The following is a 22,719-nucleotide window of genomic DNA, read 5'->3' on the forward strand; positions in this document are numbered from 1 at the left end:
GCGCGGCTCCACAGGAAGTGTGAGTCGGGGTAGCCTCTCCGGAGACTGGCGTGCCTTTCAAACTCGTCATTTGGGACTTCGACGGCACTCTCGCGGACTCGTTACCATCGGCCGTGAGCATCTTCAACCGGCTCGCGCCGGAAATGGGCATCAAGCCGATCGGCGATCTGAGTGCCGCGCGAGAATTCTCGACGCGCCAGTTCCTCAAACAGCACGGTATCTCCCTCTGGCGCTTGCCGCGTCTCGTGCGCAAGTATCAAGCGATCGCCGCTGAGAGCGCGGACCAATTGAAGCTGATCGAAGGAATCCCCGCGGCGCTCGCCGCGCTCGCGAGCGCGGGCGTGCGGTTGGGCGTGCTGTCGTCGAACCGCGAGGACAACATTCGGCGCTGTTTGCGGGCCAACGGAGTGGAGCAGCACTTCGCGTTCGTGATCGGGTACCCGCGCCTCTTCGGTAAGGCCAAAGCGCTCAAACGCATCCTCCGCGCCGAGCGGACCGACCGTGCGGACGTGCTCTACGTCGGGGACGAACTGCGCGACGTGGAAGCCGCAAAGAAGGCTGGTGTGAAGGTCGCAGCGGTCGCGTGGGGGTTCCACAAAGCGGAACTGCTACGCACCGGCGCGCCCGATTTCGTGGCGACCGAGGTGCGAGAATTGATGAGCGCGGTCGGCGTCGAACGAAGCTTGTGAGCCGTTACTTCGTTGCCAAAACGTTTTGGATCGCAATCGCGAACGCTCGTCCCTCTTCGCCCTGATCACTGAGACCGAGCGGCCGCGCGCGGAGCCGGGCCACGTCGTCACCGAGCACATCGACCGTGCGGAAGTACAAGTACCACATCGCACCGGCCCGGAGGTCGTCTTCGCCGAACACGTAGGTCGGGCGGTTCAGGCGGTCGCCGGTCACGCGGTTGAACGTCGCGCTCGCCACGGCGAGCGTTTCGGGGGTCGTTTCGATCGCGTGGAACGCCAGCCCACGGCTCGAAGCCATGTCCTTGATCGCGCTCAGGTCCGCGCCGCTCGTGTGCAGGTACACGACACTACGGAATCCCGAGCTTCTGAGTGCGTCGAACCCGTCGAGGGTCGGCTTGCGCCCCGCGAATAGTCCGTCCTTTACCTTCGTTTGTCCGGTCGCCGCCGTCTTGGACGGTTCGGTCGTTTGCGGTTTCACGGGTGCGCCGAGAATGCCCGACGGGTTCGATGAACCGGGCCGCGCCGACGGGTTCCCCGGTAGCGGGTCCGGGAACAGTTTCTCAGGGCCACTGCTCTTCGGGTCGGGGGTGCCGATCTCCGGCGGCGGGAAGTTACTCGACCCGCCCGGGGGCTGGCCCGAGGGGGCCGGCGATGTCGGTACACCGGCCGGCGGGAGCAGGATCGAGTTCCGCGGCGGGTTCGGCAGGAAAGGCTGCGGGCGGTTGCCCGGCTCGTTCAGGTGACAGCACTTGTGCCGGCACCCGACTGCCCCAGCCATCAGCGCGGCGACCGCGACGAGCATCAACTTCCGAGCCATGAGACGGTCCTCCGCGCATTGAAACGAATGCACTCGACATCCGATTCTAGGCTGAGAACGGGCACGACCCACGGATCTTGAGTCAAACTGCGATAATTCCGATTGCACCGCGTGGCGGAGTTGCCGATTGTGCAATGTGTGCGGGCATAGCTGCGTGGGCAAGATGAGTGGACTGCGGCCTTGTGGCAAAATGTAAGGCGCGTCACCCGCGCCCCACATCACTCAATTCATTTCTTCGCTGCGGGCGGGTCCGCGTAGTCGCGTGCGAGGTTCAGCAGCTCTTCCACGGTCACTTGCTCGGTACCGTTAGTCGCGCGCTTGCCGTCCTTCTCTTTAGCCCGGGCCGCTTTCACGATCGCCCCCGTGATCGCGGGCTTCGCGTTGTCCGCGTCGGCCTTGTTGGACCAACTGTTGCGGATGTGGGTGAGCACGCCCGCGATCTCGTAGTCCTTCAGCAGCGAGCCGTGTGCGGGCATCGCCGTGCCGGTGCCGGAGAACTGCTTCCCGTCCACCTCGATCGGCCCCTTCAGACCGTACAGCAAGATCCGCGAGAGGCGCGCGGGCGTTGCCTTGTCCCCCGCGACCCACTCGGACCGGTCCAGCGGCGGGATCGGCGGCTGTTCGCTCGGCTTACCCTTGCCGTCCGGCAGGTGGCACGCGGCGCAGATCGCGTCGTACTTCTGCTTGCCGATCGCCTTCAGGTCGTCGACCGTTTGCGGGTCGGGATCGGCGGCCGGCCCTTGAACGAGTGTCGGCTGCGGGTCCGGATCGTCGAACACGTCGCGCCGGAAATCGGCGGAGTTCGTGCCGATGTAGAAGCCGCCCCACATGAGCAGCCCGCCGCACACGACTGCGACCCAGAACGGGACCGGCTCGAACCCGTCGCGCGGCTCGGCCTGCTCGCGCATCACGACCTCGTGCAGCCCCTGCACGGAGTCCGACCCGCCCTCGCCCGGCTCGTCGCTCTCGGGGCTGTCGTCCACCCCGTCCGCGGTGAGCATCACCGGGTCGTTCATCTGAATCATGTGCGCCCGGTGCAGGTCGGACACGGAATCGCCGCCGGTCGGAACGACGGGCGCGTCCGTCTTGGGCGCGGCGTTCGGGTTCGGCGTGCTCATTCCTTTGCCTCCGGCAGCGGGACTTCGGCCTTCCGCAGCGCCAACAGGTACGCGACCAGCGCGTCGCCCTCGGCGTTCGGGATCACCTGATACTCTTCTTCTGGCGTCGTCAGCCAGAACTCCAAGAGGCGCTTCTTCCCCTCGGGGGTGCCGATGTTGATCGGCTCGGGCTGACCCGCGGTGTACTGGGCAACCAACGCGCTGCCGCGTTCGGCGACGATCGCGTCCCACTCTTTCGTACTCGGGCGCCACCGGTACCCGGGATCAACGGTCCACTCGCGCCCCAGCGTCAGCGCCTTGTCGCTGCGGCTCCCGACGATCTTCTCGCGGGAGTACAGGTACGCGAACGACGGCATGATGCTCCAGCCGTTCGCGGACCGCGGGTTCAGCAAGTGGGTGTGGTGCCAGGCGTCCGACGGGTTCCGGGCGCCGATGTTCGCGAGGTCCGGCCCGGTGCGCATGGTCCCGAGCATGGTCGGGTTGTCGTAGATGTAGTCGCGCGACACGGTGCGCCGGAGGCCGTAGCTGCGCTTGATGTCGGCCCCGGTCTTGTGCTCGCCGTTCGCGTCCCACCAGTCGCCGAACTTCTCGCTGCGCACTTGCTGGGTGTGACAGTACATGCAGCCGTTGTTCTGATAGACCTTGCGCCCGGCGAGCGCCTTGCCCTGGAGCGGCTGCGGGTACGGCTCGTCGCCCTCGTCCTTCTGGTACGGCTGCTGCTTACCCAGTTGCCAGAACGGGAACACGACCAGTCCCAGCCAGCTCGACGAGAACGTGAGCACCGCCCCCAGAAAGATCACCATCCCGCGGTCCATATCGGTCCCTCAAGAAAACGCGCCGCGGACACCGAGTGCCAAAAAGATCCGCCACGGATAGACACTGCGAACACGGAACCGGACGATTCACAAAGAACCGTGCTCGTCTCGCTTCGCCAATCGATCGCAACCTGCCCGTCCGTCGCGCGGCTAACATTTGCTAACAATTACCGGGTGTCTTATCGCCACCCGTTGGACGTAAATTCAAGCCTATTAATCTGTTACGGAAATCGCGCCTTGTAGCCTTTGCGACCCTTCGTTCTGCCTCAATTCGCCCTTAATGGTGCCCGATATCCGTGCGTATCCCGGACACAACACGTGAACACAGGATCATTATATCCGATACCGCGCGCGGGCCACAAGCACCAACCGCAAAATCGCACGTCTTCTCCGAACCGGCTTCCGTAGCCGATCCGTGCGTTTACGCTTTGCGGGTGACCGGTTCCACGAAGAACGTCGGGCCGCCGGAGCGCTGCTTGCCCCACCCGGACAGGTTCATCACGAACGAGATCGCGAACGCGATGTGCCCGGTCGTGAGTAAGACACCCGCTATCGAGCGCGCGAACAGGTGCGGCTGGAGGTACAGCACGATCTTGGCGAACGGCACGTCCGGGTTGTTCAGCATGCGCCCCTGCCACCAGCCGCCGATAGAGAGGGCTACGAAGTACGTCGTGATGCCGACCGCGGTGCCCCAGAAGTGGATGCGGATCAGCGTGCTACTCGCCCACTCGCGCCCGGTGAGGCGCGGGACCATGTAGTAGAACAGCCCGAAGAAGATCATCGTGACGAACGCATACGCGCCGAGGTGCGCGTGGGCGACGATGTAGTGCGTGAAGTGGGCCGTCTCGCTGACGCCCTTCAGCGCCATGAGCGACCCCTGGAAGCTCGCCATCGTGTACGCGATCGACCCGAACACGGTGAACCGCAGGGCCGGGCTGTACCGCAGCCGGTGGAAGTGCCCGAGCATCGTCATGTGGTGGTTGATCGCCACCGCGATCACCGGGATGAACATCATCATGCTGCCGACGGTGCTGGCGGTCGCGAGCCACGCCGGGATCGGCCCGCCGATCAGGTGGTGCATGCCGGCCCACGAGTAGAACAGGGCCAGCGCCCAGAACCCGATGATGCTCAGGTAGTAGCTGTGGACCGGGCGCCCGATGATCTTCGGGATCAGGTAGTACGCGGTCCCTACCGCGACCGGGGTGAACCACAGTCCGAGCACGTTGTGCCCGAACCACCAGTTCACGATCGGCTGGACCACGCCGGCGACGGGTACCCAGAAGATGACGAACTGCGCGACGAGGTAGAGCCACGGGAACCAGAAGACCGCGCCGAGAATGTACCACTGCGTGACGTACACGTGCAGCTCGCGGCGCCGGCGGAACACGGCCACGGTCCACGCCGAGACGAGGCCGAGCGCGGCCACGAAGAACGGCGGGGCGTAGGGCGGGGCGTCGAGCCACTCCACCGACTGGCCGTCGCCGAACAGGATGCCGAACACCGCGAAGAACACGCCCACGTTCCAGAGCGCGCCGGCCAGGTACAGCATCTTCGGGTAGATCAGTTCCGCACGCGACAGCCGGCACATGAGCCACAGGCACGCGGTCACCGACGCGAGCGACGACCAGCCGATGCCCACGGCTTGAAGGTGGGCCATTCGCGCGCGGCCGAACGTGAGTTCCGCGGTCCCCGTGAGGAAGTACGGGCTGTGGAGCTTGATCGAGGCGATGAGCGCGAGCATCGAGCCGACGACCAGCCAGAGCACCGCACTCGAAGCGAAGAAGAGCACCGGTCCGCGGCACGACGCATCGATGGCGGCGCGCTCCGCCGCCGATTTCGCGCGATCGAATTGACGGGAATCGGGTGCTGCGATCACGGCCATGTCGAATCGGTCTCCGGGCGCGGGCGCGCCGAAGGGGGAAAGTTCGTTACGGGCGGCTCCGGCCCGTTCTAGCGCTCGATCGGCGTTCCGGGGAACGAATCGGTCGCTTCGCCAATGGGTTCGTCCGGCCCGAAGATCGACTGCGAGCCTTGTTGGAAGTTATCAAACTGGCCGTCGCGGAAGGCCCAACTGAGAGCGATCGCGGCGGCCCCGCCGAACATCACGATCGACCCGATCACGGTCGCGAAGAGCGCGATATCGGCCGCACTCACGGTCGCCCCCGGGGTGGCAACGTCGTGGGCCGCGAACAGGGCGGCAATCGCACTCATGGTTCTTACCCCTTCCCGTCTTTCTTCGGCTCGTCCTTCTTGAGTTCGTCCTTTTTCGGAGCGACCGGGGCCGGCGGTTCCGGCGTGGGGAACGGCATCTTGTCGTTCGGCCCCTTGAGCGTGGAGAGCAGTTTCCCGTGGGCCTCGTCCCGCGACATCTTCGCGCCGACGCCGTTGAGGGCCGCTTCGTTACGGCCCTTCACCTCGTCGAGCTTCGCGGCGGCGTCCGGCTTGGGTTCGCCCTTCAGGTCGGTCTTCGATGCGTCGAGCACGTTCTCGCGGCTCGTCACCAGCCACATGAGGAACAGGAAGGCGAACAACACGCCCACCGACGCGCCCACCGTGATGAACGGGAAGCCCTGGGGTTCCGGGTTCGTGTGTTCCGTGCTTGCGGCCATCCCCAACTCTCGTGTTTGGTGTTTCGTTTGGCGCTTTGTAGTAGTTTGTGGCCCGGGGCTCTAGTCCGGGCCTTGGGACCAGGGTCCGAACCCCGCGGTCCCGACACCGAGCGAACCGCTCGGGGCACCTCACGGCGTCTCGTTCTCGTACCCGATCGTCTCGTTCAACCGCGCGTCGCGGATCGGGATCAGCGGCAACCGCATGAACCCCCAAACGGCCGATAGCAGCACCACACTGAACATGAACACCGGCGCCGCGACGTCCAGCCAGTGGAAGTGGATCGTGTCCTGGTGCAGTACCGGCATCACCTGCCAGTACAGGTCGTAGGCGTGCATCACCAGGATCCACGCGCTGATGAACGCGAGCCACAGCGGGTTCCGCTTGTGCGCCCGCGGGAGCAGCATGAAGAACGGGGCCACGAAGTAGAGGAACGGGAGCAGGATGCTCATGATGTTCCACGCCCCGTTGCGCCGGAGCAGGAAGAACTGCGTCTCTTCCGGCATGTTCCCGTACCAGATCAGGAAGTACTGGGAGAACGCGATGTACGTCCAAAACACGGTGAACCCGAACATGATCTTCGCGACGTCGTGCAGGTGCTCCATCGTGATCGTGTTCCGCAGGAACCCCGCGGCGCGGAGCCCGAGGACCACCAGCACCACCGTGGCGAGCGACCCGCGGATGCCGCCGGCCCAGAAGTACACGCCGAAGATCGTGCTGAACCACGAGTACTGCAGGCTCATCAGGATGTCGAACGCGAAGAACGTGGCCGTCAGGCCCAGGAGCGCGACGCCCGACGGCGCCCACCACTGCATCTTCCGCGTGAGCGCCGCGCCGCCAACCGCGTCCTGCGTCGTGGACCAGTTCCGCATCGCCACGGAGTACCCGATCCACACCGCGAAGTAGATCGCGATCCGGGCCGCGAAGAACGGCGTGTTGAAGTACAGGTGTTTGACGTGCCACAGGTGCGCGTGCTCTTTGGGAGCGGTGCTGTTAACGAACTCGTACCAGGCGTGCAGGTTGCCCGTGAACGTGCCGACCAGCACCGGAACGAACAGCACCGCGAGCGGGATGATCGCGCGGTTGATGTTCTCGAACACGCGCCGCAGCCCGACCGACCAGCCCGCGTCCGCGACGTGGTGGATCATCGTCCAGAACAGCGCGCCGAGCGCGATGTCGAGGGCGAACACGTACCCGAACAGGTACGAGTGGTAGAACTGCTTCGCGTCCGTGAACAGCCCGATCACGAGCAGCGCGCCGGTAACCACCAGGATCGCGACGAGGGCGCGAACGACGCTGCCGAGGGCGTTACCAACGGGGGCAACGTTGTCCGGCAGCCCGGCGGGGTAAGTGAGCGGCGGGGTGCCGTCGGTGGTAATGTTCGCGGTACTCATCGGCCTTCTTCTGTGGCTTCTTGTCGTGGTCCGGCGACCCGTCTGACACCCGATGGCGTATCGTTCCCTGAGCGGTCGGCTCCAGAAAACGAACCAATCAACCTGCTACCGTGGGCTTACTTCTCGTGGCACGGGCGCTCAGTCCCGTACCTCAACCGACACTACTTCTTGTCCGTCACCGCGTTCCCGTTGGCGAACTGCAACTCGCGGACGTAGGCCACGATCGCCCAGCGGTCCAGCGCGTCTCGCACTTGGTGACCGTAGCCGGGCATCGCGCTCTTGCCATTGGTGATGGTGTTGAACAACTGCCCGTCCGGTTGTGCTTGCACGTCTGGCGTGAGGACGTTCGCGGGCGCGACACTCAGACCGTAGGCGCCCACGATGCCGTAGGCCAGATCCCCGCCGCCCCCGCGCCCACTCGTGCCGTGGCACACGGAGCAGTTCCGGTTGAACTGCGCCTGCCCGCGCTTCAGGAGGGCTTCCCACCCGCCGGCCCGCTCGACCGCTTGCTGCGGCAGGTTGTTCACGTAGTACCCCTCGCCGAGCAATTTCCCGCCGGCCCACTTGGGCTTCGCGGGGGCGCCGTCGGCCCCCTTCGCGTCGGCGTCGGCGATGCCGAAGTAGTACCGCTTGTCGGTCTTCAGGAAGTCCGGGTTCGGGGTGCTGTGCGTGCCCGCGTCGGCGCTGTAGTCGGTGCCGTCGAAGGGAACCGTGTTTTCCGGCGGGAGCCGGTTGCTGCGGCCGTCCGCGAAGTACTTGCTCTGGCCCTGGCTCAGGTACTTCGCCTGGTACTTCATGTCAAGGAACAGGTGCCACGGGCGCGAGTCGCTCTTCTTCCCGCGGAACCCCATCGCCGCGACCACGACCGTGAACGAGACGAACAGCGCGGTGAACATGTACAGGTACGACATCACGCGCCCGCGCTTGCCCAACCACGACGCGGTCACCGTCGTGACGAGCAGCAGCGCGGTCGTGCCGAGGATCACGGCCACTACCGCGTTCATGAACACGTTCGCGTCGATCATGTACATGCGAATGAATCCCACATTCTTGGTGAACCCCGCCCGCAAGGGCGGTGGGTTCTTCTCACTCTGTTTCTACCCGTCGCCCTTGCGGGCGAGGTTCACCTGAAGGCGCCCGCGACACTTTGGGGCGGGCGCCCGCAATCACTTAACTACGCTTCGACCACCGCCACGTGCTTGCCGCCGAGCGACTCCAGGAACGCGCGGGTCACGTCCGGGTTGAAGCTCGCGTCCTGTGCCTCGATCGTCAGGAAGAACCCGGCCTGAGTGCTGCGGTTGAACGTCGGGTGGCTGTCGAGCGGGTGGAAGAACTTCGGCAGCCCGCACAGCCCAATAAGACTGAACAGCGTGAAGAACCCCGAGAACAGAATCGTCATCTCGAAGAACACCGGCACGAACGCTTCCCACGCCCGGTACTCCTTCCCGCCCACGATGGTCGGGTAGTAGTACGTCATGAGGTAGAACTGGAGCGTCGCGGCGGCGGTCAACCCGGTCAAGCCCCCGGCGAGCGTGAAGACCGGCAACCGGCTCCGCGTGCGGCCGATGGCTTCCTTCATCCCGTGGACGTAGAACGGGGTCCACGCATCCAGGTGCTTGTAGCCGGCCGCGAGCGCCTTCTTCGCGGCATCAAGCAGGTCTGTACCGTTGGCGAACTCTGCGACCGCGCCCCACGGCTTGCCCGTTCCGCCCGGGGTCGGGATGAACGCAGGGACCGGCTCGGTGTGCGGCTTCACTTCGGTCGGCGGGTGCGACGGCGGGCCGTAGGCCGCGGCCATCACGTGGTCGTCGGTCGGGTACTGACCGCTCTCGTTCTTCAGGTACTGCGATTCCGGCGTCGGGTGGTAGTGCGGGTTCGCCATCGGCAGAACGCCCTTCACTTCGGCCATCGCCACCATCGGCAGGAACCGGACGAACAGCAGGGTGAACGTGAAGAACAGCCCGAAGTCGCCGATCATCTGGAGCCAGTCCACCCACGTCGGGTGGAACTGCCCCCACGAGCCGGGCAGGAAGTCGTGGTGCAGCGACTGCACGATGATGACGAACCGCTCGTACCACATCCCGACGTTCACGAACGTCACGATGATGAGCACGAACCACGGGGTCTGCCGGCACCACCGGATCCAGAACACCTGCGGGATGAACAGGTTGCACCCCATCATCACCCAGTAGGCCCAGGTGTAGTCGCCGTCGAACGCGCGGTTCTTGAACGTCTGCCACTCATACGGGCTGCCCGAGAACCACGCGATGAACAGCTCCATGCAGTAGGCGTACCCGACGATCGTGCCCGTCGCCATGATGAACTTGCACATCACGTCGATGTGCTTGATCGTCACGACGTTCTCGAGCTTGTACACCACGCGGGCCGGGATCATGCACTGGAGCACCATCGCGAACCCGCCGAAGATCGCCCCCGCGACGAAGTACGGCGGGAAGATCGTCGTGTGCCAGCCGGGGATCAGCGACGTGGCGAAGTCGAAGCTCACGACCGAGTGAACGCTCAACACGAGCGGCGTGCTCAGGCCCGCGAGCATCAGGTACGCCACCTCGTAGTGGCGCCAGTGCCGCGTGCTCCCGCGCCACCCGAGCGCGAGGAACCCGAAGATCATCTGCCGCGCGCGGCTCTTGGCCCGGTCGCGGAGCGTCGCGAGGTCCGGGATGAGGCCGATGTACCAGAAGATCAAGGAGATCGTGAAGTACGTCGAGATCGCGAAGGCGTCCCACAGCAGCGGGGACCGGAAGTTCTGGAAAATGTGGTTCGCGTTCGGCAGCGGGATCGTGAACCAGGCGTACCAGATGCGCCCGACGTGCATCGCCGGGTAAATGAACGCACAGATCACGGCGAAGATCGTCATCGCCTCGCTGAACCGGTTGATCGACGTGCGCCACTTCTGCCGGAACAGGAACAGGATCGCGCTGATGAGCGTGCCCGCGTGCCCGATGCCGATCCAGAACACGAAGTTCGTGATGTCGAACGCCCACGCGACCGGGACGTTGCTCCCCCACACCCCGACGCCGGTGGAGATGAGGTAGCTCACCGCCAGCACGCCGCCGCTCAGCAGCGCGGTGGTGATGAGCAGCGAGGGCCACCACCAGTACGGCTGCGGCTTCTCGGTGATCTCGCTGATCTGCTCGGAGATGGTGTCGTAGTCGGCCGGCCCCCACACGAGCGGGATGCGCGGCAGCGGGTCCGGGAACTTCGGCCCGTGCCCGGCGTGCGTATCGTGGTGGGTGGTGGTGGTCATTCTGGCGGCCTTTGGTCGAATTCTTCAGTGCGGGCCGCTCGGTCCGCGAGCGGCGCCGTGTTCAGGGGTGCGAAACCGATCAGTGCGAGGCGGCCGGTTTTTCAACCAGATCCTCGTTCAGGTTCCGCAGGCGCGGCAGGTAACTCGTCCGCGGCTTCGTGTTCAGTTCGCCGAGCAGCAGGTACTCGCTCTCCTTGGCCTTCAGCTTCGCGACCTTGCTCTTCGGGTCGAGCATGTTGCCGAAGGTGATGGACTGCGACGGGCACGCGGCCTGGCACGCGGTCACGATCACGCCGTCCGGGACGATCACGCGCCCGACCGAGTCGAGGTCGTAGCCGGCCGCGAGCGGGTTCTTCGGCTTCTTATACGCCGACACCGAGCCGTCCGCGGTCTTGAAGCCGGCATCCACCTCGATCGTGCGCCGGTCCTGGGCCACTTCCGCCGCCGCGATCTTCGCCCCGTACTTCCCGCGCTCCAGGCGCTGGACGCAGTACGTACACTTCTCCATCACCCCGCGCATCCGCACGGTCACGTCGGGGTTCTTCTGCATCTTGAGCGTTTCGGGCACGCCGCTCTCGGTGAAGCCCATACCACCGCTCGCGAACGGAGTCGCGACCCGCAGCTCGTCCAGCCGGCGCTTGTTGAAGTCGAACCAGTTGAACCGGCGGACCTTGTACGGGCAGGCGTTCGAGCAGTACCGCGTCCCGATGCAGCGGTTGTAGACTTGCAGGTTCAGCCCTTCGGGGCTGTGAACCGTCGCGTTGACCGGGCACACCTGCTCGCACGGAGCGGCTTCGCAGTGAACGCACGCGATCGGCTGCGACACGATCGTCGGCTCGGCGTCGGCCGCTTCACCGTGGGTCGTCGCGGACGAGAAGTACCGGTCGATGCGGATCCAGTGCATCTCGCGGTTGCGCTTCACGTCGTCCTTACCGACGACCGGAATGTTGTTCTCGGCTTGGCACGCGATCAAGCACGCGGTGCAACCCGAACAGGAACTGAGGTCGATCACCATGCCCCACTGGAACTGGCTGTCCAGCAGTTCGGGGCGCGCGAGGTCGAGCGGGAACCGCTCCTGCTTCACGCCCGACGGGCCGGGAGTTGCTGCTTGTTGCCGTAGCCGCCCTGGAACTCTTTCTTCAGCGACTCTTCGGTGATGTGTCCGGTCGGGGCGATCCCGAGCTTCGGGCCGTGACCGTGATCGTCCCCGTGCGACTTATCGTGGTGTTTGTGGTCGTCGCCATGCTTGTGATCGTGGCCGTGATCGTCTTTCTTGGCGACACGCACCTCGCGGATGATGTCGCGCCCCTCGGGGATGACACCGTGTTCCTGCGTGGTGACGAGGTCGGCTTTGCGACCGGTCTTCTTCAGCGTGGCGCCGGTCGCGGTGTGGAGTGCCGCGGCTCGCCGCAGCGGGAACACGTCCGTTCCGCCACCGTTGGGAACGTGCGAGATCCGCATCTGGCCGAACTGCCCGAACGCGAGCGCGACCGAGTAGTCGGCTTGCCCCGGCAGCACGAACACCGGCACCGCGATGGTCGAGTCGCCGAGCCGGATCTCAACGATGTCACTCTGCGCGACCCCAAATGCGGTCGCGGTCGCGGGACTCAGGAGCGCGGCGTTGTCCCACACGAGCTTCGTGATCGGGTCCGGCATTTCCTGGAGCCACGGGTTCATCGCCCCGCTGCCGTCGTACAGTGTGTTCGACGGGTGGAACGTGACTTCGACCGCGTCCTTGGTGGGCGTTTCGGTCGGTCGGTACGCGGCGAGAGCAGCGGTGATGCCCGCCTTGTTCGCACTCACCGCCTTCGGCTTCCGGTTCTTCTCGTCCGGCTTCGCGAACTTGAGGGCCTTGGCCTTCTCCGCGTCCACCGGGAAGAAGCCGACTTGCTTGTAGCGGTTGAATTCGTCGTCGAAGTTCGGCGCGGCCAGCGCGATACCGCTGCGGTCGCTGAACGCCTTGCGGACATAGCCGTAACCGGCCTTCTGTGCCGCGGTGAACGACGCGACCGGCTTGCCGTCCACGCCGGGCGCTTGCGTGAGCAGCGCGAGCACTTCCAGAACCGTGCGTCCACCACGAGCGGGCGGAGCCGCGTCGTCGCTGCCCTTACCACTGTTCAGAGGCGCGATGAGCGGTTGCACGCAGCAGAGCGAGCCGTCCCCGGCTTCGGTGTCGGCCCAGCCTTCGAGGAAGTGAGCGAGCGGCAGGTGCCAGTCGCACTTTTCGGACGTCTGGTCGAAGTACAGACCGAGCCGGATCTTCTTCGCGACCTTCGCGAGTTCTTCGCCGAACCGGAAGTCAGCCGGCGCGCTGAACACCGGGTTGCCGCCGATGATGAGCAGCGTGCTCACGCGGCCCGCCGCGATGTCGGTGGCGAGGTCTTTCAGCGTCTTGTCAACAACTTCTGTCGGCGCGTCGCGGAACTCGGCCATCCCCGCCGTGTAGTTGCCCAGCGCGTCGTTAAGCGAGTGCGCGAGAGCGTGAACCCAGGCGGGTTGCCGCGCGCCCACGACGATGAGGCTCTTGCCCGCGTGCCCGGCAACGTCCTTCGCGACGCCCTTCAGCCACTTCTCGGGGAAGGAGTAGTTCGACGCTGCGGGGAACGAATCCGGCAGCGCGGCCGGGTTCTTGAAACTCGCCGCGTGCGCGGCCTTCAGTTCTTTGGCCAGTGCGACCAGATACGCGCCGACCTGGGACGCGGGCACGCGCAGCCGGTGGTCGGCCATCGTGCCGGTCGCCGTCCACGTCGATTCCACGACGTAGAGGCGGTTCATGTGCTCGGCTTTGCGGTTCGCGCTGAATGAGCGCGAGTGGAACACGCCGTCGGCTTCGTGACCGAGGAAGTCGCTGTCCAGAGCGAGGATGCGTTCGGCCTTATCGAACCGGGGCCGGATCACGACCTTCGCGCCGAACGCCGCTTCCGCGCCCTTCAGCTCTTCGCTCGTATCAACGGCCTCGTAGCTGTGCCACGACGCGAGCGAGAGCTTGTCCTTAATCGACTCGCGCAGCACCCGCAGCGACGGCGCCGACGCTTGATCGGTGAGAATGTAGAAGCCCTTGCCCTTATCCTTGACGAGCTTCTCGGTTTCGCCGCGCGCGAAGCGGTCGAAGTCTTCCCACTTCCGCGCGGCCTTCCCCTCCATGACGCCGGGGTACTTGTCCGACATCAGTCGGTCGGGGCTGTAGAGATCGAAAATGGTGGCTTGCGCCAGCGCGTCGGTGCTGCCGAGGCTGCACGGGTGCTGCGGGTTGCCTTCGATCTTAGTGGGGCGCCCGTCGTGACTCTCCACGAGAACGGGAAGCGCCCCGCCAGCGCGGGGAATGCTCGTCGCGTAGAACGCCGGCTTGCCAGGGACGACGTGACCGATCTGCTCGTCCGGTACCGCGGAGAACGGGAGGATCTGAATGTCCGGTCGGCGGCACCCGGCGAGGGCCGCGGCCCCCAGGGTCGCGACCGAGAGCGCCATGAACTTGCGGCGGTTCAGCCCCACGGACTCGGGCTCATCGGCCTTCAGTTCGGCCGCACCGACGGACTCGAACACGTTGGCAAAGCCGGGGAACTCTTCCGACGCGAACGCCCGAAATTCTGGCGTATCGGCCAGTTGTTCGAGGCTGCGGTAGTAGCTCTGTCGGTCCATGTGAACCCTTCACCCGCATCGGAGCCAAACCAATCGAATCGGGAGCCCGGGCTGAAGCCCCGAACTGCTACCGGTCGCCCCATTTGGGGCGACAAACACCGCTCGTTGTCTTTTGGACCCCAAAGGGGTCACCGGAAATAGCCCGGGGTTTCAACCCCGGGGTTCTGGTTATCGGTGGCACGCCTGGCAGTTCATCGGCGGGGCCACACGCAAGTCTTTCTGAAGCAGGGCGCCGATCTCGCTGGCACTCTTCCCGCCTTCCGGCTTCCACTTCAGGTTGGTCACGTCCTTCACGTCACGCAGGTGCTCGTGCGGGTCGTTGTGGCACTGCAAGCACCAGCCCATCGTGAGCTGCTTCTCGTGCGACACGACCTTCATCTCGTTGACCTGGCCGTGGCACGACACACAGGACACGCCCTTGTTGACGTGGACTGAGTGGTTGAAGTAGGCGTACTCAGGGAGCTTGTGAACTTTCTTCCATTCCACCGGGCGCCCGGTGTCGAAGCTCGACCGCACGGGGGCCAGGAGCGGGCTGGCGCCCTTCACGTTGGCCTTCTTCGGGTTGTGGCAGTTCATGCACGTCTGCGAGTTCGGCACGCTCGCGTTCGGCGACTCGAACACGGACTGGTGACAGTACGCGCAATCCATTCCGAGCTTGCCGGCGTGCAACTCGTGCGAGAACGGCACCGGTTGCTCCGGCGTGTACCCGACGCGGGTGTAGCTGGGCAGCGCGTAGTAGTACCACCCGGTACCGACGAGCGCGACCAGCACCCCCAGGCCAACAATGGCTTGGCGGAGGCGACCATCAAGTGACCGCGAAAAAATCGCCGGCACGCTCTCGCTCCCAATAATCGGCCGGAATTCAAGCGAACTGCGACTTTGTGAAACTTTTCACAAGCCCGCAGTAATCGTATGAATTGCGCCGGCCTGCTGGCAAGGGTGAAATCAATCCGGGCCGCGAACCAACGGTTTTACTGTAGAAACGAAGAACTCGCGCAACCGCGCACGTGCGTCTGCTGGCAACGGCGCGAGATTACTTGCAGCGGCGTTCGCCTCGGCTTGCGAGCGGTTTCGGGCGCCGGGGATGATCGTCGCGACCGCGTCGTGATCGAGGCACCAGCGCAGCGCGAGTTGCGGCAGCGTGTACCCGGCCGGCACGAGCGGTTTCAGCTTCTCGACCGTTTCTAGACCCTTCTCGAAGCCCAGACCCGCGAACGTTTCGCCGACGTTGAACTTCTCGCCGTTGCGGTTGATGGTGCGGTGGTCGTTGGGGCCGAACGTGGTGGCGAGGGTATACTTCCCCGCGAGCAACCCGGACGCGAGCGGCAGCCGGACGATGATCGCGACGCCCTGTTTCCGGCAGCGATCAAGGAGCCCACTCGTTTCGGGCGTTTGGCGAAAGATGTTGAAGATGATTTGCAACGACGCGCAGTCCGCGTGCTTGATGCACTCTTCCGCTTCGGCCACGGACTCGACGCTCGCACCGAACCGGGCGATCTTGCCTTCCCGCTTCAGCTCGCGAAGGGTGTCCCACACTTCCGCGCGCCGGAGTTGTTCCATCGGCAGGCAGTGGAGTTGCGTGAGGTCGAGCCGCTCGATTCTGAGGCGCTTCAGCGAGTTCTCGGTGTGTTCGCGGATGGTTTTTGGCTCGAAGTTGCTGGGCCAGCCGGGGCGCGGGAAGCGCCCGAACTTCGACGCGATAAAGAACCGCTCGCGCGGGTAGTTCTTGAGGAATTGCCCGATCAGCTCTTCGCTGCGCCCGGCGCCGTACACGTCGGCGGTGTCGAGAAATGTGACGCCGGATTCGACGGACGCGCGCAGCACTTCCTGCGCGTCCGATTCGGCGACGTCGCCCCACTGGTCGCCGCCGATCTGCCAGCAGCCCAGCCCGACTTCCGATACGTTTGCGTCGCCGAACTTGCGGAACTTCATACCCGATCCCCGGAGAGGCAGCCGGGGTGAGCCGGCCGGTGAAAGCGCAGCACTTGGATGACAACCGCGGCCGGACGAACCGGCCGGGGACCGGTTACGGCTTGCCCAGGAACCCGTACAGCAGGAACGGCGTCGCGATGATGATCGGGATGCCGAAGATGGTGAACAGAATGAATGCGGCGTGTTTCGCGACCTTGTTCACTTGCGTAACTCCGAAATACGAAGCGCGTTTCGGAACACAATACGAACTCGGCGAGAGCGTGGCCGCAAATGGTCGTCGCACGAGCAGAAACTTGGTTCGAGAGGCCAACTTTATTCACACCGAGTGCCGAACGGATCGCGAATACGGGCAACCGACGAGTACCGGAAGCACTCGTGGCACAAGAGCGGGCCTGATAAGATGTGGGCGACTCCACCGGAGGACGTGCGATGACCAACAACGCGATCCCGGCCGTATTGGAACCCGAAGATTTACTCACGATGCCCGGTGGGGATCACTACGAACTGATTGACGGAATCCCGCGGGAGAAGTCAATGGGAGCGGAGTCGGACGAAATTGGCGGCTTGTTGCTCACGCAGTTCAATGTGTTCATCCGGCCCAAGAAATTGGGACGAGCGTACCCGTCTCAAACGGGATTCCAGTGCTTCCCCAACAAACCGAAGTTGGTGCGGATGCCGGACACCTCGTTTGTCGCGGCCGGGCGCCTGCCCAACGATCGCACACCCGAGGGCTACATCACGGTAGCTCCGGACATCGCGGTGGAAGTAGTGTCCCCAAACGAGACTTACGAAGAGATCGAGGCGAAAGTCGCGGAATACCGTTCGGCCGGCGTGAAATTAGTCTGGGTCATCAGCCCCAAATCGAAGACGGTTCTCATTCGCCGCGCAAACGGAACGTGTGAGGAACTGGGCGAAGCCGGCACGTTGTCCGGCGAAGGCGTACTGCCCGGTTTCACGTGCGCGGTCGCAGATTTGTTCGTGTAGACGTCACGGGCGACCTTCTGCTTCGAGCCGTTCGGCCAAGACGTGCTGAACGCGGGCCAACTCACGATCCGCCCCGCCGTCCCACGGCTCGATAGCGATCCACCGATCGCGTTGGTCGGGCCGAATCCACCCCGCGTCATCGTCAACGAGCAAAATCTCTTCAGGCACGGCACCGGCAACGAAGGCGAGATCCTTGTGCTCCCCGACCCACGGAACGTAGTCCAAGGGTGTCAGCAATTCTCCAGGAATGTGATTGCGCGTGATGAGTTGATCGAGCGCATCTCTCGCGTCCGGTTCCTCCACGGTCGTAAACAGCACGACGCGCTCGAATCGGGCGTGGCAGAACGCGAGGAACGCGGACAAACCGGGGCGCGGGTCAGCCCGGTTCGCGTCGGAAATCAGTGTTCGCTCCAGATCGAGCGCGAGCACGCGGATCGCCAAATACTACCTTCTTTCGATTCCAGTACAGTACGGCTTCGCCACAAACACTTCAGACTGCGCCCACTCGCTTACGCAAGATGCCGCCGTGGTGCCGAACGTGGCCCACGATGATGTACGCGAGCGCCCGCACGCTGATGTGGTTGCCGTTCGCGTCGCCGCCGCGCCCCCATGCCGCTTCGGGCAAGTTGCGAAACAACCACAAGCTCGACCGGCGCACGGCCTCGAACTCGTTCACGAGGTCCGAGAGTGCGAGCCGCTCGTACCCGCCCGACTTCGCGTAGTCGTTTTCCTCGAAGCCGGGGAGCGGGGTCGCGTCGCCGCGTGCGAACCTCAGTGCCCGGTACCCGAAAATGCGCTCGCCGTCGATGAGGTGCCCGATCACCTGTTTCACGGTCCAGGTGTAAGGCTCGTGGCACACGTCGCCCTGCGCTTCGGGAATGCGCCGCCAAAGTGCGAGCACCTCGTCCAGTTGCGCCGACATCGCGGCGAGTACGTCGGTTTCGGGCACGAGGTCGATGTAATTTGCTTGGAACCCAGTGAACTCCGTCTTATCCGGGCGCGGCATGAATGATCTCCTCAAAAATGTGGAGCAAGGCGCGACCTATTTCATGCGATCGCACATTACGATTTGTTCGTCGCGTCATCAAGTGCGCCGCGAATTGCAATGCCCGTATCGTGTTGTGGGAACAGGGTTGATCGCGCTATTTTGATACCACGACACGCGAGGTGTGCGAAATGTCTGTAGCGGTTTCTCTACACGCAGAAGGTGCGGCGCTCGCGGTTCGCGTTCAGCCGAAGGCCAAGCGGAACGCGGTCCTCGGCGAGCACGCGGGGCGCTGCGGGTATCAGTGACCGCACCGCCCGAGGACGGGCGCGCGAACGAAGCCGTCCTCGCTCTTTTGCGCGAGCACCTGAAGCTTCAGCGGTCGCAACTCGCGCTACTGAGTGGGCAGACGAACCGAAACAAGGTGATTCTCATTCGTGGCGTCACGCCTCAGCAGTTATCGGCCCTGATTGAGCCACAGGAGTCGTCCGAGTGATTCCGGAACGGACGAATTTGATTCGCGATGCGAACTCAAGCGCTGCGACACACGCAACGAAAGGCACTAGCCCGACCGCCACACCGAACGTGATCGCGAACCACTCCGCTTCGACTGGCGCCACGAAGCTCCAAACCGCAGTGGGGACCACGGCCGCGCACGCGGGCTTCAGCCAGCCCACACGCAGGTACCGCCACGCGCCCACTTCCAGCGTGCGGCACGAGTAAACTATCACGAACAGGCAGAACAACACGTTCGGCGCGGACACGGCAACTGCGACACCCACCAAGCCAAACGGCCCCACAAGTGCGAAACTCAGCGCGAGGTTCACCACGGCCTCAACGAGCGCGAGCCGGGCGAAGAGCTTCAACTTCCCCATGCCATACAGGATGCGCGCCGCGACCGACTGCGCGACCCCGATCGTCAGCGTCGCGGAGAGGACCACCATCGCAGGGTAGCACCATTCCGCGTACTGCGAATTGCCCATCCAGCGCGCGAGGAACGGTCCGCCAAAGAACAGCAGCCCGATGTGAATTGGGAGCACGAGGTACAGCACCCAGCGCGTGCCGTCGAGCAACACCCTGCGCACGCCGTCGAAGTCGCCGACGGCCTCGCGCTCGCTCACCGCGGGCGTGAGCGTGGTGGTCGCGGCGCGGAGCAGGTTCTTCGCCATGTCCACGAGCCGCATCGCGATCGCGTAGTGCCCGGCCGTCGCGACCGTCATGAACCCGCCCACGACGATCGTCCCGGTCTGCCCCGTGATGCGCCCCGCGATCATCGCCAGGAACGCATCAATGCTGTAACCTCGCACTTCCTTCAAAGTGATTCGGTCGATGAGCTTGGGCGAGATCTGCAACCCCGGCAGGAAGCGAAAGCACGCCACTGCCATGAGCGCGTGTTCGAGCAGGTTCGCCGCCGTGAACACGAGCGCCAAGGAGAGCAGCCCCGGGCGTGTTTCCATAACCCAAACGATTGCCGCCACGCGAAGGGTGAGGCACACGAGCCGGCCCGCGCTCTTCGTGCCGAAGCGCTGGAGCCCGTCGAGGATGGTGGGGAACACGCTCAGCGGAAGCGTGATCGCGAGGTTCGTGAGCATGAGTAGCATGAACGGTAGAACGTCGCCCGATTCGTCGAGCTTCCGCTCCATCCCCGGCGCAACGAACGGCACGATCGCGCCGCCCAGCACCATCACTCCGACCCCGGCGAGCACGAACAACCCGAAGCACGCGGACACGAGCTTGCTGAGTTCGTGACGGTTGCTGGTCGCGTGCAATTTTGCCACGAACCGCACGAGGCACGCGGCGATGCCGAGATCGAAGAGCGTGAAGTACGCGAGAACGGATTCCGCGATGCACCACACGCCGTATCGCGCGTCACCGAGCGAGCGCACGAGGTACGGTGCGAGGAAGAAGCTGATTCCCAGTGCCGCGACGAACGCCGCCCAGTTGGTCGCGGCGCCGATGAGAAGAGAACGGTTAGCGGATCGTGGTTCAGACAACGCAGCGGCCTCCGTGCCGGTTGAACAGAACCCGGAGGCTACCACAGCGAATGGAAGTGAGTCGAGGGCAACCCAAACCGTGAACCCCGCCCACAAGGGCGGTGGGTAGTGCATCGGTGGCCGCAAGTGCCACGTTTGCGCGCTACCCACCGCCCTTGCGGGCGGGGTTCACTTGTGCCCGTGATTCGGGGTCACTCCGAGGACTTTCCGCGCTTCTTCTTGACCGGCATTTCGACCTCTTCGCCCAGCGCGGCCAGCGCTGCGGCGGCTTCGGCTTCTTCCTGGGCGGCGGTCGCTTCGAGGGCTGCGGCGTCCACGACCTTCGGCGCCCGCTTCAATTTCACCGCGGCCACGATCTCGTCGCGCACTGCCTGGTTCTCACGCAGGAACTCGACCGCGTTCTTCAGTCCCTGGCCGAGCCGCTGTTCCTTGTACGAGAAGTGGGCGCCGCTCTTCTCGATGACCTCGTCCTCGAGCGCGAGCTTGATGACGTCGCCCTCGAAATCGATGCCGCGGTCGTGGAGCAACTCGAACTCCGCGTTGCGGAACGGCGGGGCGATCTTGTTCTTCACCACGCGGACGCGGGTTTCCGCACCGATCGTGTCTTCACCGTCCTTCACGTGCGTGACGCGCTTCACTTCCATCCGCACGCTCGCGTAGAACTTGAGCGCCAGACCGCCGGTCGTGGTGTTCGGGTCGCCGTACATTACGCCGATCTTCTGCCGGATCTGGTTGATGAACACGAGGCAGGTGCGGCTCTTGTTGATCTGCGGTGTGAGAATCCGCATCGCCTGGCTCATGAGCCGGGCCTGGAGCCCGACCTTCGTGTCGCCGATCTCGCTGTCTTGGATTTCGTTCTTGGGAACGAGGGCCGCGACCGAGTCCACGACGATGATGTCCACCGCGTTCGACTTGATGAGCATCTCGGCGATTCGCAGCCCTTCTTCGCCGTAGCCGGGTTGGGAGACGAGCAGGTTGTCCAAATCCACGCCGAGCCGCTTGGCCCAACTCGGGTCGAGGGCGTGTTCGGCGTCGATGAACGCGGCGACTCCGCCGGCCTTTTGAGCCTGGGCGATGGTGTGGAGCGCGATGGTCGTCTTCCCGCTCGCTTCCGCACCGTAAATCTCGACCACGCGGCCGCGCGGCAACCCCTTACCACCGAGCGCCAGGTCGAGGCTCAGCGCCCCGGTCGAGATCCCTTCAATGTCCAGAGAGCTCATGTCGCCGAGTGACATGATGGAGCCCTTCCCGAACTCCTTCTCGATCGCCGCGAGCGCGGTTTTCAGCTCTTTGTTGTCCTTCGCCTTCTCCAGTTTGTCGTTCTTCTCAGCCATGATTTGTTCCCAGCGTGTGTTGTGTTGGTGTGTACCAGTCGTTACGGGGTGGAGTTTACCCGCGCACGGGCCGTTAATGAAGGTCAGCAGCAGGCACGCTCGCTCCAAGTTGCGCGACCCGCCCCCGGAGAACGGCCCGACCAATGGACACGTGGTACGCGCCACAAACTCGCACCTCCAAAAGAAACTTCCTCTGACTCCGTGTGCCCAGGGGCCTTGACGTCACTGCCGGGGGCTGTCACGCTGAAATAGTAGTTGGGCGCGAAACACAGATTTTCGGGGGAGCGGCGATGGTCGTTCGGCGCGCGGTGGCGGTGGCGGGGGTGCTCGCGTTGACTGGCCTTACGGCACGGGCGCAGGAGCCACAATCGGCCGTCACCTCAATGGCAGGGGCGGTGGTCGGATCCGCGATGAACTCCAACGTGGTCCCGTCTCCGTTCCGAGCACAACTCGTCACAGACAACCGGTTCCCACCAAAGGTGGCCGCTCCCAAAGACGGAGCCGTTAAGGACGAGGAGCGCGACCCGCGCGACCGCACCGGCAAAATGCACTGTTTGGTGTGCGAATACGGGCTTGCTCCGGTCGTCGCCATTTTCGTGCGCGCCGATACGTCGAAGCTCAAGGACACCGACGGGCTGAGCAAGCTGTTCCAGAAGCTCGATTCGGCGAGCAAAGATCCCAACAGGTCGCGCGACGGGCTGATCTCGAAGTACCAGTCCGACAAGTTGGGCGCATTCGGGATGTTCCTGACGCTCGAAGGCGGCACGAAAGCCGTGACCGTAAAGGCTCCGGACGGCAGCGACCAGAAGGTCGCGGTCGACCTGGAGTATCCGCACGACGAAAAGCGAGAAGATAAACGCAAGGAAGTGCAACGGTACGCGGGGGTCGTGAAGGCCGATCAAGTGCCCTTTGGCCTCGCCGCTGATAAGTCTGCGGCGCTCACCGCGTTCGCAGTCGGCGACGCTCCCGTAACCGTCATTATCTACAACCGCATGCGGATCGCGCAGCGGTGGGAACTCAAGTTGGACGACCTGACCGACGAGAAGGTTAACGCGATCGCCGCTGCGATCGAAGAAATGGTTCGCGGTAAACAGAAGTAGAAGGCACTTTTCAAAGTGAACGGCCGGCGCAAGTGCGCCGGCCGTT

21 protein-coding genes and 2 pseudogenes are annotated in these 22,719 nt (G+C 64.4%); 5 read left to right on the plus strand and 18 right to left on the minus strand.

Annotation, left to right across the window (positions count from 1 at the left end):
* Window positions 1-50 precede the first annotated feature (50 nt).
* Complete coding sequence (locus VT84_RS35045; RefSeq protein ID WP_082842798.1) at window positions 51-689, plus strand: HAD-IA family hydrolase; 639 nt, start codon at window positions 51-53, stop codon at window positions 687-689.
* A gap of 4 nt (window positions 690-693) precedes the next feature.
* Here the strand turns inward: VT84_RS35045 and VT84_RS35050 are convergent, their stop codons facing one another.
* The 14 genes and pseudogenes from VT84_RS35050 to VT84_RS35110 all read right to left on the minus strand — a co-directional run bounded on the left by VT84_RS35050 (window position 694) and on the right by VT84_RS35110 (window position 16,276).
* Window positions 694-1,506 (minus strand): hypothetical protein, encoded by an 813-nt coding sequence (locus VT84_RS35050; RefSeq protein WP_052550324.1) that lies wholly within the window; start codon window positions 1,504-1,506, stop codon window positions 694-696.
* Between the two features lie 227 nt (window positions 1,507-1,733).
* On the minus strand, window positions 1,734-2,624 hold the full coding sequence (locus VT84_RS35055; protein ID WP_082842799.1) for a c-type cytochrome: 891 nt from the start codon (window positions 2,622-2,624) through the stop codon (window positions 1,734-1,736).
* Window positions 2,621-3,439, minus strand: a complete 819-nt coding sequence (locus tag VT84_RS35060; RefSeq protein ID WP_052550320.1) for a cbb3-type cytochrome c oxidase subunit II — start codon at window positions 3,437-3,439, stop codon at window positions 2,621-2,623. Before VT84_RS35060 ends, VT84_RS35055 begins: the two co-directional genes overlap by 4 nt.
* Window positions 3,440-3,860: 421 nt before the next feature.
* Window positions 3,861-5,321 carry a cbb3-type cytochrome c oxidase subunit I gene (locus VT84_RS35065; protein WP_082842800.1) on the minus strand — a complete coding sequence of 487 codons (1,461 nt, stop codon included), beginning with the start codon at window positions 5,319-5,321 and terminating at the stop codon, window positions 3,861-3,863.
* A gap of 68 nt (window positions 5,322-5,389) precedes the next feature.
* Complete coding sequence (locus VT84_RS35070; protein WP_052550316.1) at window positions 5,390-5,650, minus strand: hypothetical protein; 261 nt, start codon at window positions 5,648-5,650, stop codon at window positions 5,390-5,392.
* A gap of 5 nt (window positions 5,651-5,655) precedes the next feature.
* Window positions 5,656-6,048, minus strand: coding sequence for a hypothetical protein (locus tag VT84_RS35075; protein WP_082842801.1), 393 nt, complete (start codon window positions 6,046-6,048; stop codon window positions 5,656-5,658).
* 129 nt (window positions 6,049-6,177) lie between these two features.
* The gene (locus VT84_RS35080) at window positions 6,178-7,440 is read right to left on the minus strand and encodes a hypothetical protein (RefSeq protein WP_082842802.1); all 1,263 of its coding nucleotides are present in this window, start codon (window positions 7,438-7,440) and stop codon (window positions 6,178-6,180) included.
* 161 nt (window positions 7,441-7,601) lie between these two features.
* Window positions 7,602-8,471, minus strand: a complete 870-nt coding sequence (locus VT84_RS35085) for a c-type cytochrome (RefSeq protein WP_082842803.1) — start codon at window positions 8,469-8,471, stop codon at window positions 7,602-7,604.
* A gap of 143 nt (window positions 8,472-8,614) precedes the next feature.
* A complete protein-coding gene (locus tag VT84_RS42600; RefSeq protein WP_410000411.1) occupies window positions 8,615-9,322 on the minus strand; it encodes a DUF3341 domain-containing protein in 708 nt (235 codons plus the stop codon).
* Window positions 9,302-10,705, minus strand: a pseudogene (gene nrfD / locus VT84_RS35090) (NrfD/PsrC family molybdoenzyme membrane anchor subunit); the annotation flags it as partial. The gene VT84_RS42600 and the pseudogene nrfD, both read right to left, overlap by 21 nt.
* A gap of 79 nt (window positions 10,706-10,784) precedes the next feature.
* Window positions 10,785-11,732: pseudogene (locus tag VT84_RS35095) on the minus strand (4Fe-4S dicluster domain-containing protein); the annotation flags it as partial.
* 53 nt (window positions 11,733-11,785) lie between these two features.
* On the minus strand, window positions 11,786-14,344 hold the full coding sequence (locus VT84_RS35100; RefSeq protein WP_082842806.1) for a TAT-variant-translocated molybdopterin oxidoreductase: 2,559 nt from the start codon (window positions 14,342-14,344) through the stop codon (window positions 11,786-11,788).
* Window positions 14,345-14,512: 168 nt separating this feature from the next.
* Complete coding sequence (locus VT84_RS35105) at window positions 14,513-15,178, minus strand: cytochrome c3 family protein (protein WP_082842807.1); 666 nt, start codon at window positions 15,176-15,178, stop codon at window positions 14,513-14,515.
* A 111-nt stretch (window positions 15,179-15,289) separates the two neighbouring features.
* Entirely contained in the window at window positions 15,290-16,276 is a 987-nt protein-coding gene (locus VT84_RS35110) for an aldo/keto reductase (RefSeq protein WP_082842808.1), read from the minus strand.
* A 429-nt stretch (window positions 16,277-16,705) separates the two neighbouring features.
* Here VT84_RS35110 and VT84_RS35115 point away from each other — a divergent pair, with 429 nt between their 5' ends.
* Window positions 16,706-17,260: a Uma2 family endonuclease gene (locus tag VT84_RS35115; protein WP_052550302.1), complete on the plus strand. Its 555-nt coding sequence runs from the start codon at window positions 16,706-16,708 to the stop codon at window positions 17,258-17,260.
* Between the two features lie 3 nt (window positions 17,261-17,263).
* Here VT84_RS35115 and VT84_RS35120 read toward each other — a convergent pair whose 3' ends face one another.
* Together VT84_RS35120 and VT84_RS35125 are read right to left on the minus strand one after the other, a co-directional pair.
* Window positions 17,264-17,701 (minus strand): NIF family HAD-type phosphatase, encoded by a 438-nt coding sequence (locus VT84_RS35120; RefSeq protein WP_052550300.1) that lies wholly within the window; start codon window positions 17,699-17,701, stop codon window positions 17,264-17,266.
* Window positions 17,702-17,750: 49 nt separating this feature from the next.
* The gene (locus VT84_RS35125) at window positions 17,751-18,266 is read right to left on the minus strand and encodes a DinB family protein (RefSeq protein WP_052550298.1); all 516 of its coding nucleotides are present in this window, start codon (window positions 18,264-18,266) and stop codon (window positions 17,751-17,753) included.
* Between the two features lie 170 nt (window positions 18,267-18,436).
* Here VT84_RS35125 and VT84_RS42605 point away from each other — a divergent pair, with 170 nt between their 5' ends.
* Together VT84_RS42605 and VT84_RS41525 are read left to right on the plus strand one after the other, a co-directional pair.
* Window positions 18,437-18,553: a DUF167 domain-containing protein gene (locus tag VT84_RS42605; RefSeq protein WP_410000415.1), complete on the plus strand. Its 117-nt coding sequence runs from the start codon at window positions 18,437-18,439 to the stop codon at window positions 18,551-18,553.
* Window positions 18,538-18,741, plus strand: a complete 204-nt coding sequence (locus tag VT84_RS41525) for a DUF167 domain-containing protein (RefSeq protein WP_410000412.1) — start codon at window positions 18,538-18,540, stop codon at window positions 18,739-18,741. Before VT84_RS42605 ends, VT84_RS41525 begins: the two co-directional genes overlap by 16 nt.
* On the opposite strand, the gene VT84_RS35135 is transcribed toward VT84_RS41525, so the two are convergent.
* Both VT84_RS35135 and recA read right to left on the minus strand, forming a co-directional pair.
* Complete coding sequence (locus VT84_RS35135; protein ID WP_052550294.1) at window positions 18,689-20,239, minus strand: lipid II flippase MurJ; 1,551 nt, start codon at window positions 20,237-20,239, stop codon at window positions 18,689-18,691. The two genes, VT84_RS41525 and VT84_RS35135, sit on opposite strands and share 53 nt — an antisense overlap.
* 191 nt (window positions 20,240-20,430) lie before the next feature.
* On the minus strand, window positions 20,431-21,573 hold the full coding sequence (recA, locus tag VT84_RS35140; protein ID WP_052551783.1) for a recombinase RecA: 1,143 nt from the start codon (window positions 21,571-21,573) through the stop codon (window positions 20,431-20,433).
* Window positions 21,574-21,863: 290 nt separating this feature from the next.
* Between recA and VT84_RS35145 the strand changes: the two genes are divergently transcribed.
* A complete protein-coding gene (locus VT84_RS35145; RefSeq protein ID WP_052550292.1) occupies window positions 21,864-22,673 on the plus strand; it encodes a hypothetical protein in 810 nt (269 codons plus the stop codon).
* Window positions 22,674-22,719 lie beyond the last annotated feature (46 nt).

It is taken from the genome of Gemmata sp. SH-PL17 (assembly GCF_001610855.1).
GTDB lineage: Bacteria > Planctomycetota > Planctomycetia > Gemmatales > Gemmataceae > Gemmata > Gemmata massiliana.

Excerpts from the sequence above, each read along its gene's own strand:
- VT84_RS42600 (WP_410000411.1), bottom strand. The coding sequence starts at position 9,322 with ATGGCGAACCCGCACTACCACCCGACGCCGGAATCGCAGTACCTGAAG.
- VT84_RS35075 (WP_082842801.1), bottom strand. The coding sequence starts at position 6,048 with ATGGCCGCAAGCACGGAACACACGAACCCGGAACCCCAGGGCTTCCCG.
- VT84_RS42605 (WP_410000415.1), top strand. The coding sequence starts at position 18,437 with ATGTCTGTAGCGGTTTCTCTACACGCAGAAGGTGCGGCGCTCGCGGTT.
- VT84_RS35125 (WP_052550298.1), bottom strand. The coding sequence starts at position 18,266 with ATGCCGCGCCCGGATAAGACGGAGTTCACTGGGTTCCAAGCAAATTAC.
- VT84_RS35050 (WP_052550324.1), bottom strand. The coding sequence starts at position 1,506 with ATGGCTCGGAAGTTGATGCTCGTCGCGGTCGCCGCGCTGATGGCTGGG.
- VT84_RS35145 (WP_052550292.1), top strand. The coding sequence starts at position 21,864 with ATGGTCGTTCGGCGCGCGGTGGCGGTGGCGGGGGTGCTCGCGTTGACT.
- VT84_RS35060 (WP_052550320.1), bottom strand. The coding sequence starts at position 3,439 with ATGGACCGCGGGATGGTGATCTTTCTGGGGGCGGTGCTCACGTTCTCG.
- VT84_RS35110 (WP_082842808.1), bottom strand. The coding sequence starts at position 16,276 with ATGAAGTTCCGCAAGTTCGGCGACGCAAACGTATCGGAAGTCGGGCTG.
- VT84_RS35065 (WP_082842800.1), bottom strand. The coding sequence starts at position 5,321 with ATGGCCGTGATCGCAGCACCCGATTCCCGTCAATTCGATCGCGCGAAA.
- VT84_RS35115 (WP_052550302.1), top strand. The coding sequence starts at position 16,706 with ATGACCAACAACGCGATCCCGGCCGTATTGGAACCCGAAGATTTACTC.
- VT84_RS35085 (WP_082842803.1), bottom strand. The coding sequence starts at position 8,471 with ATGTACATGATCGACGCGAACGTGTTCATGAACGCGGTAGTGGCCGTG.
- VT84_RS35070 (WP_052550316.1), bottom strand. The coding sequence starts at position 5,650 with ATGAGTGCGATTGCCGCCCTGTTCGCGGCCCACGACGTTGCCACCCCG.
- VT84_RS35100 (WP_082842806.1), bottom strand. The coding sequence starts at position 14,344 with ATGGACCGACAGAGCTACTACCGCAGCCTCGAACAACTGGCCGATACG.
- VT84_RS35055 (WP_082842799.1), bottom strand. The coding sequence starts at position 2,624 with ATGAGCACGCCGAACCCGAACGCCGCGCCCAAGACGGACGCGCCCGTC.
- VT84_RS35080 (WP_082842802.1), bottom strand. The coding sequence starts at position 7,440 with ATGAGTACCGCGAACATTACCACCGACGGCACCCCGCCGCTCACTTAC.
- recA (WP_052551783.1), bottom strand. The coding sequence starts at position 21,573 with ATGGCTGAGAAGAACGACAAACTGGAGAAGGCGAAGGACAACAAAGAG.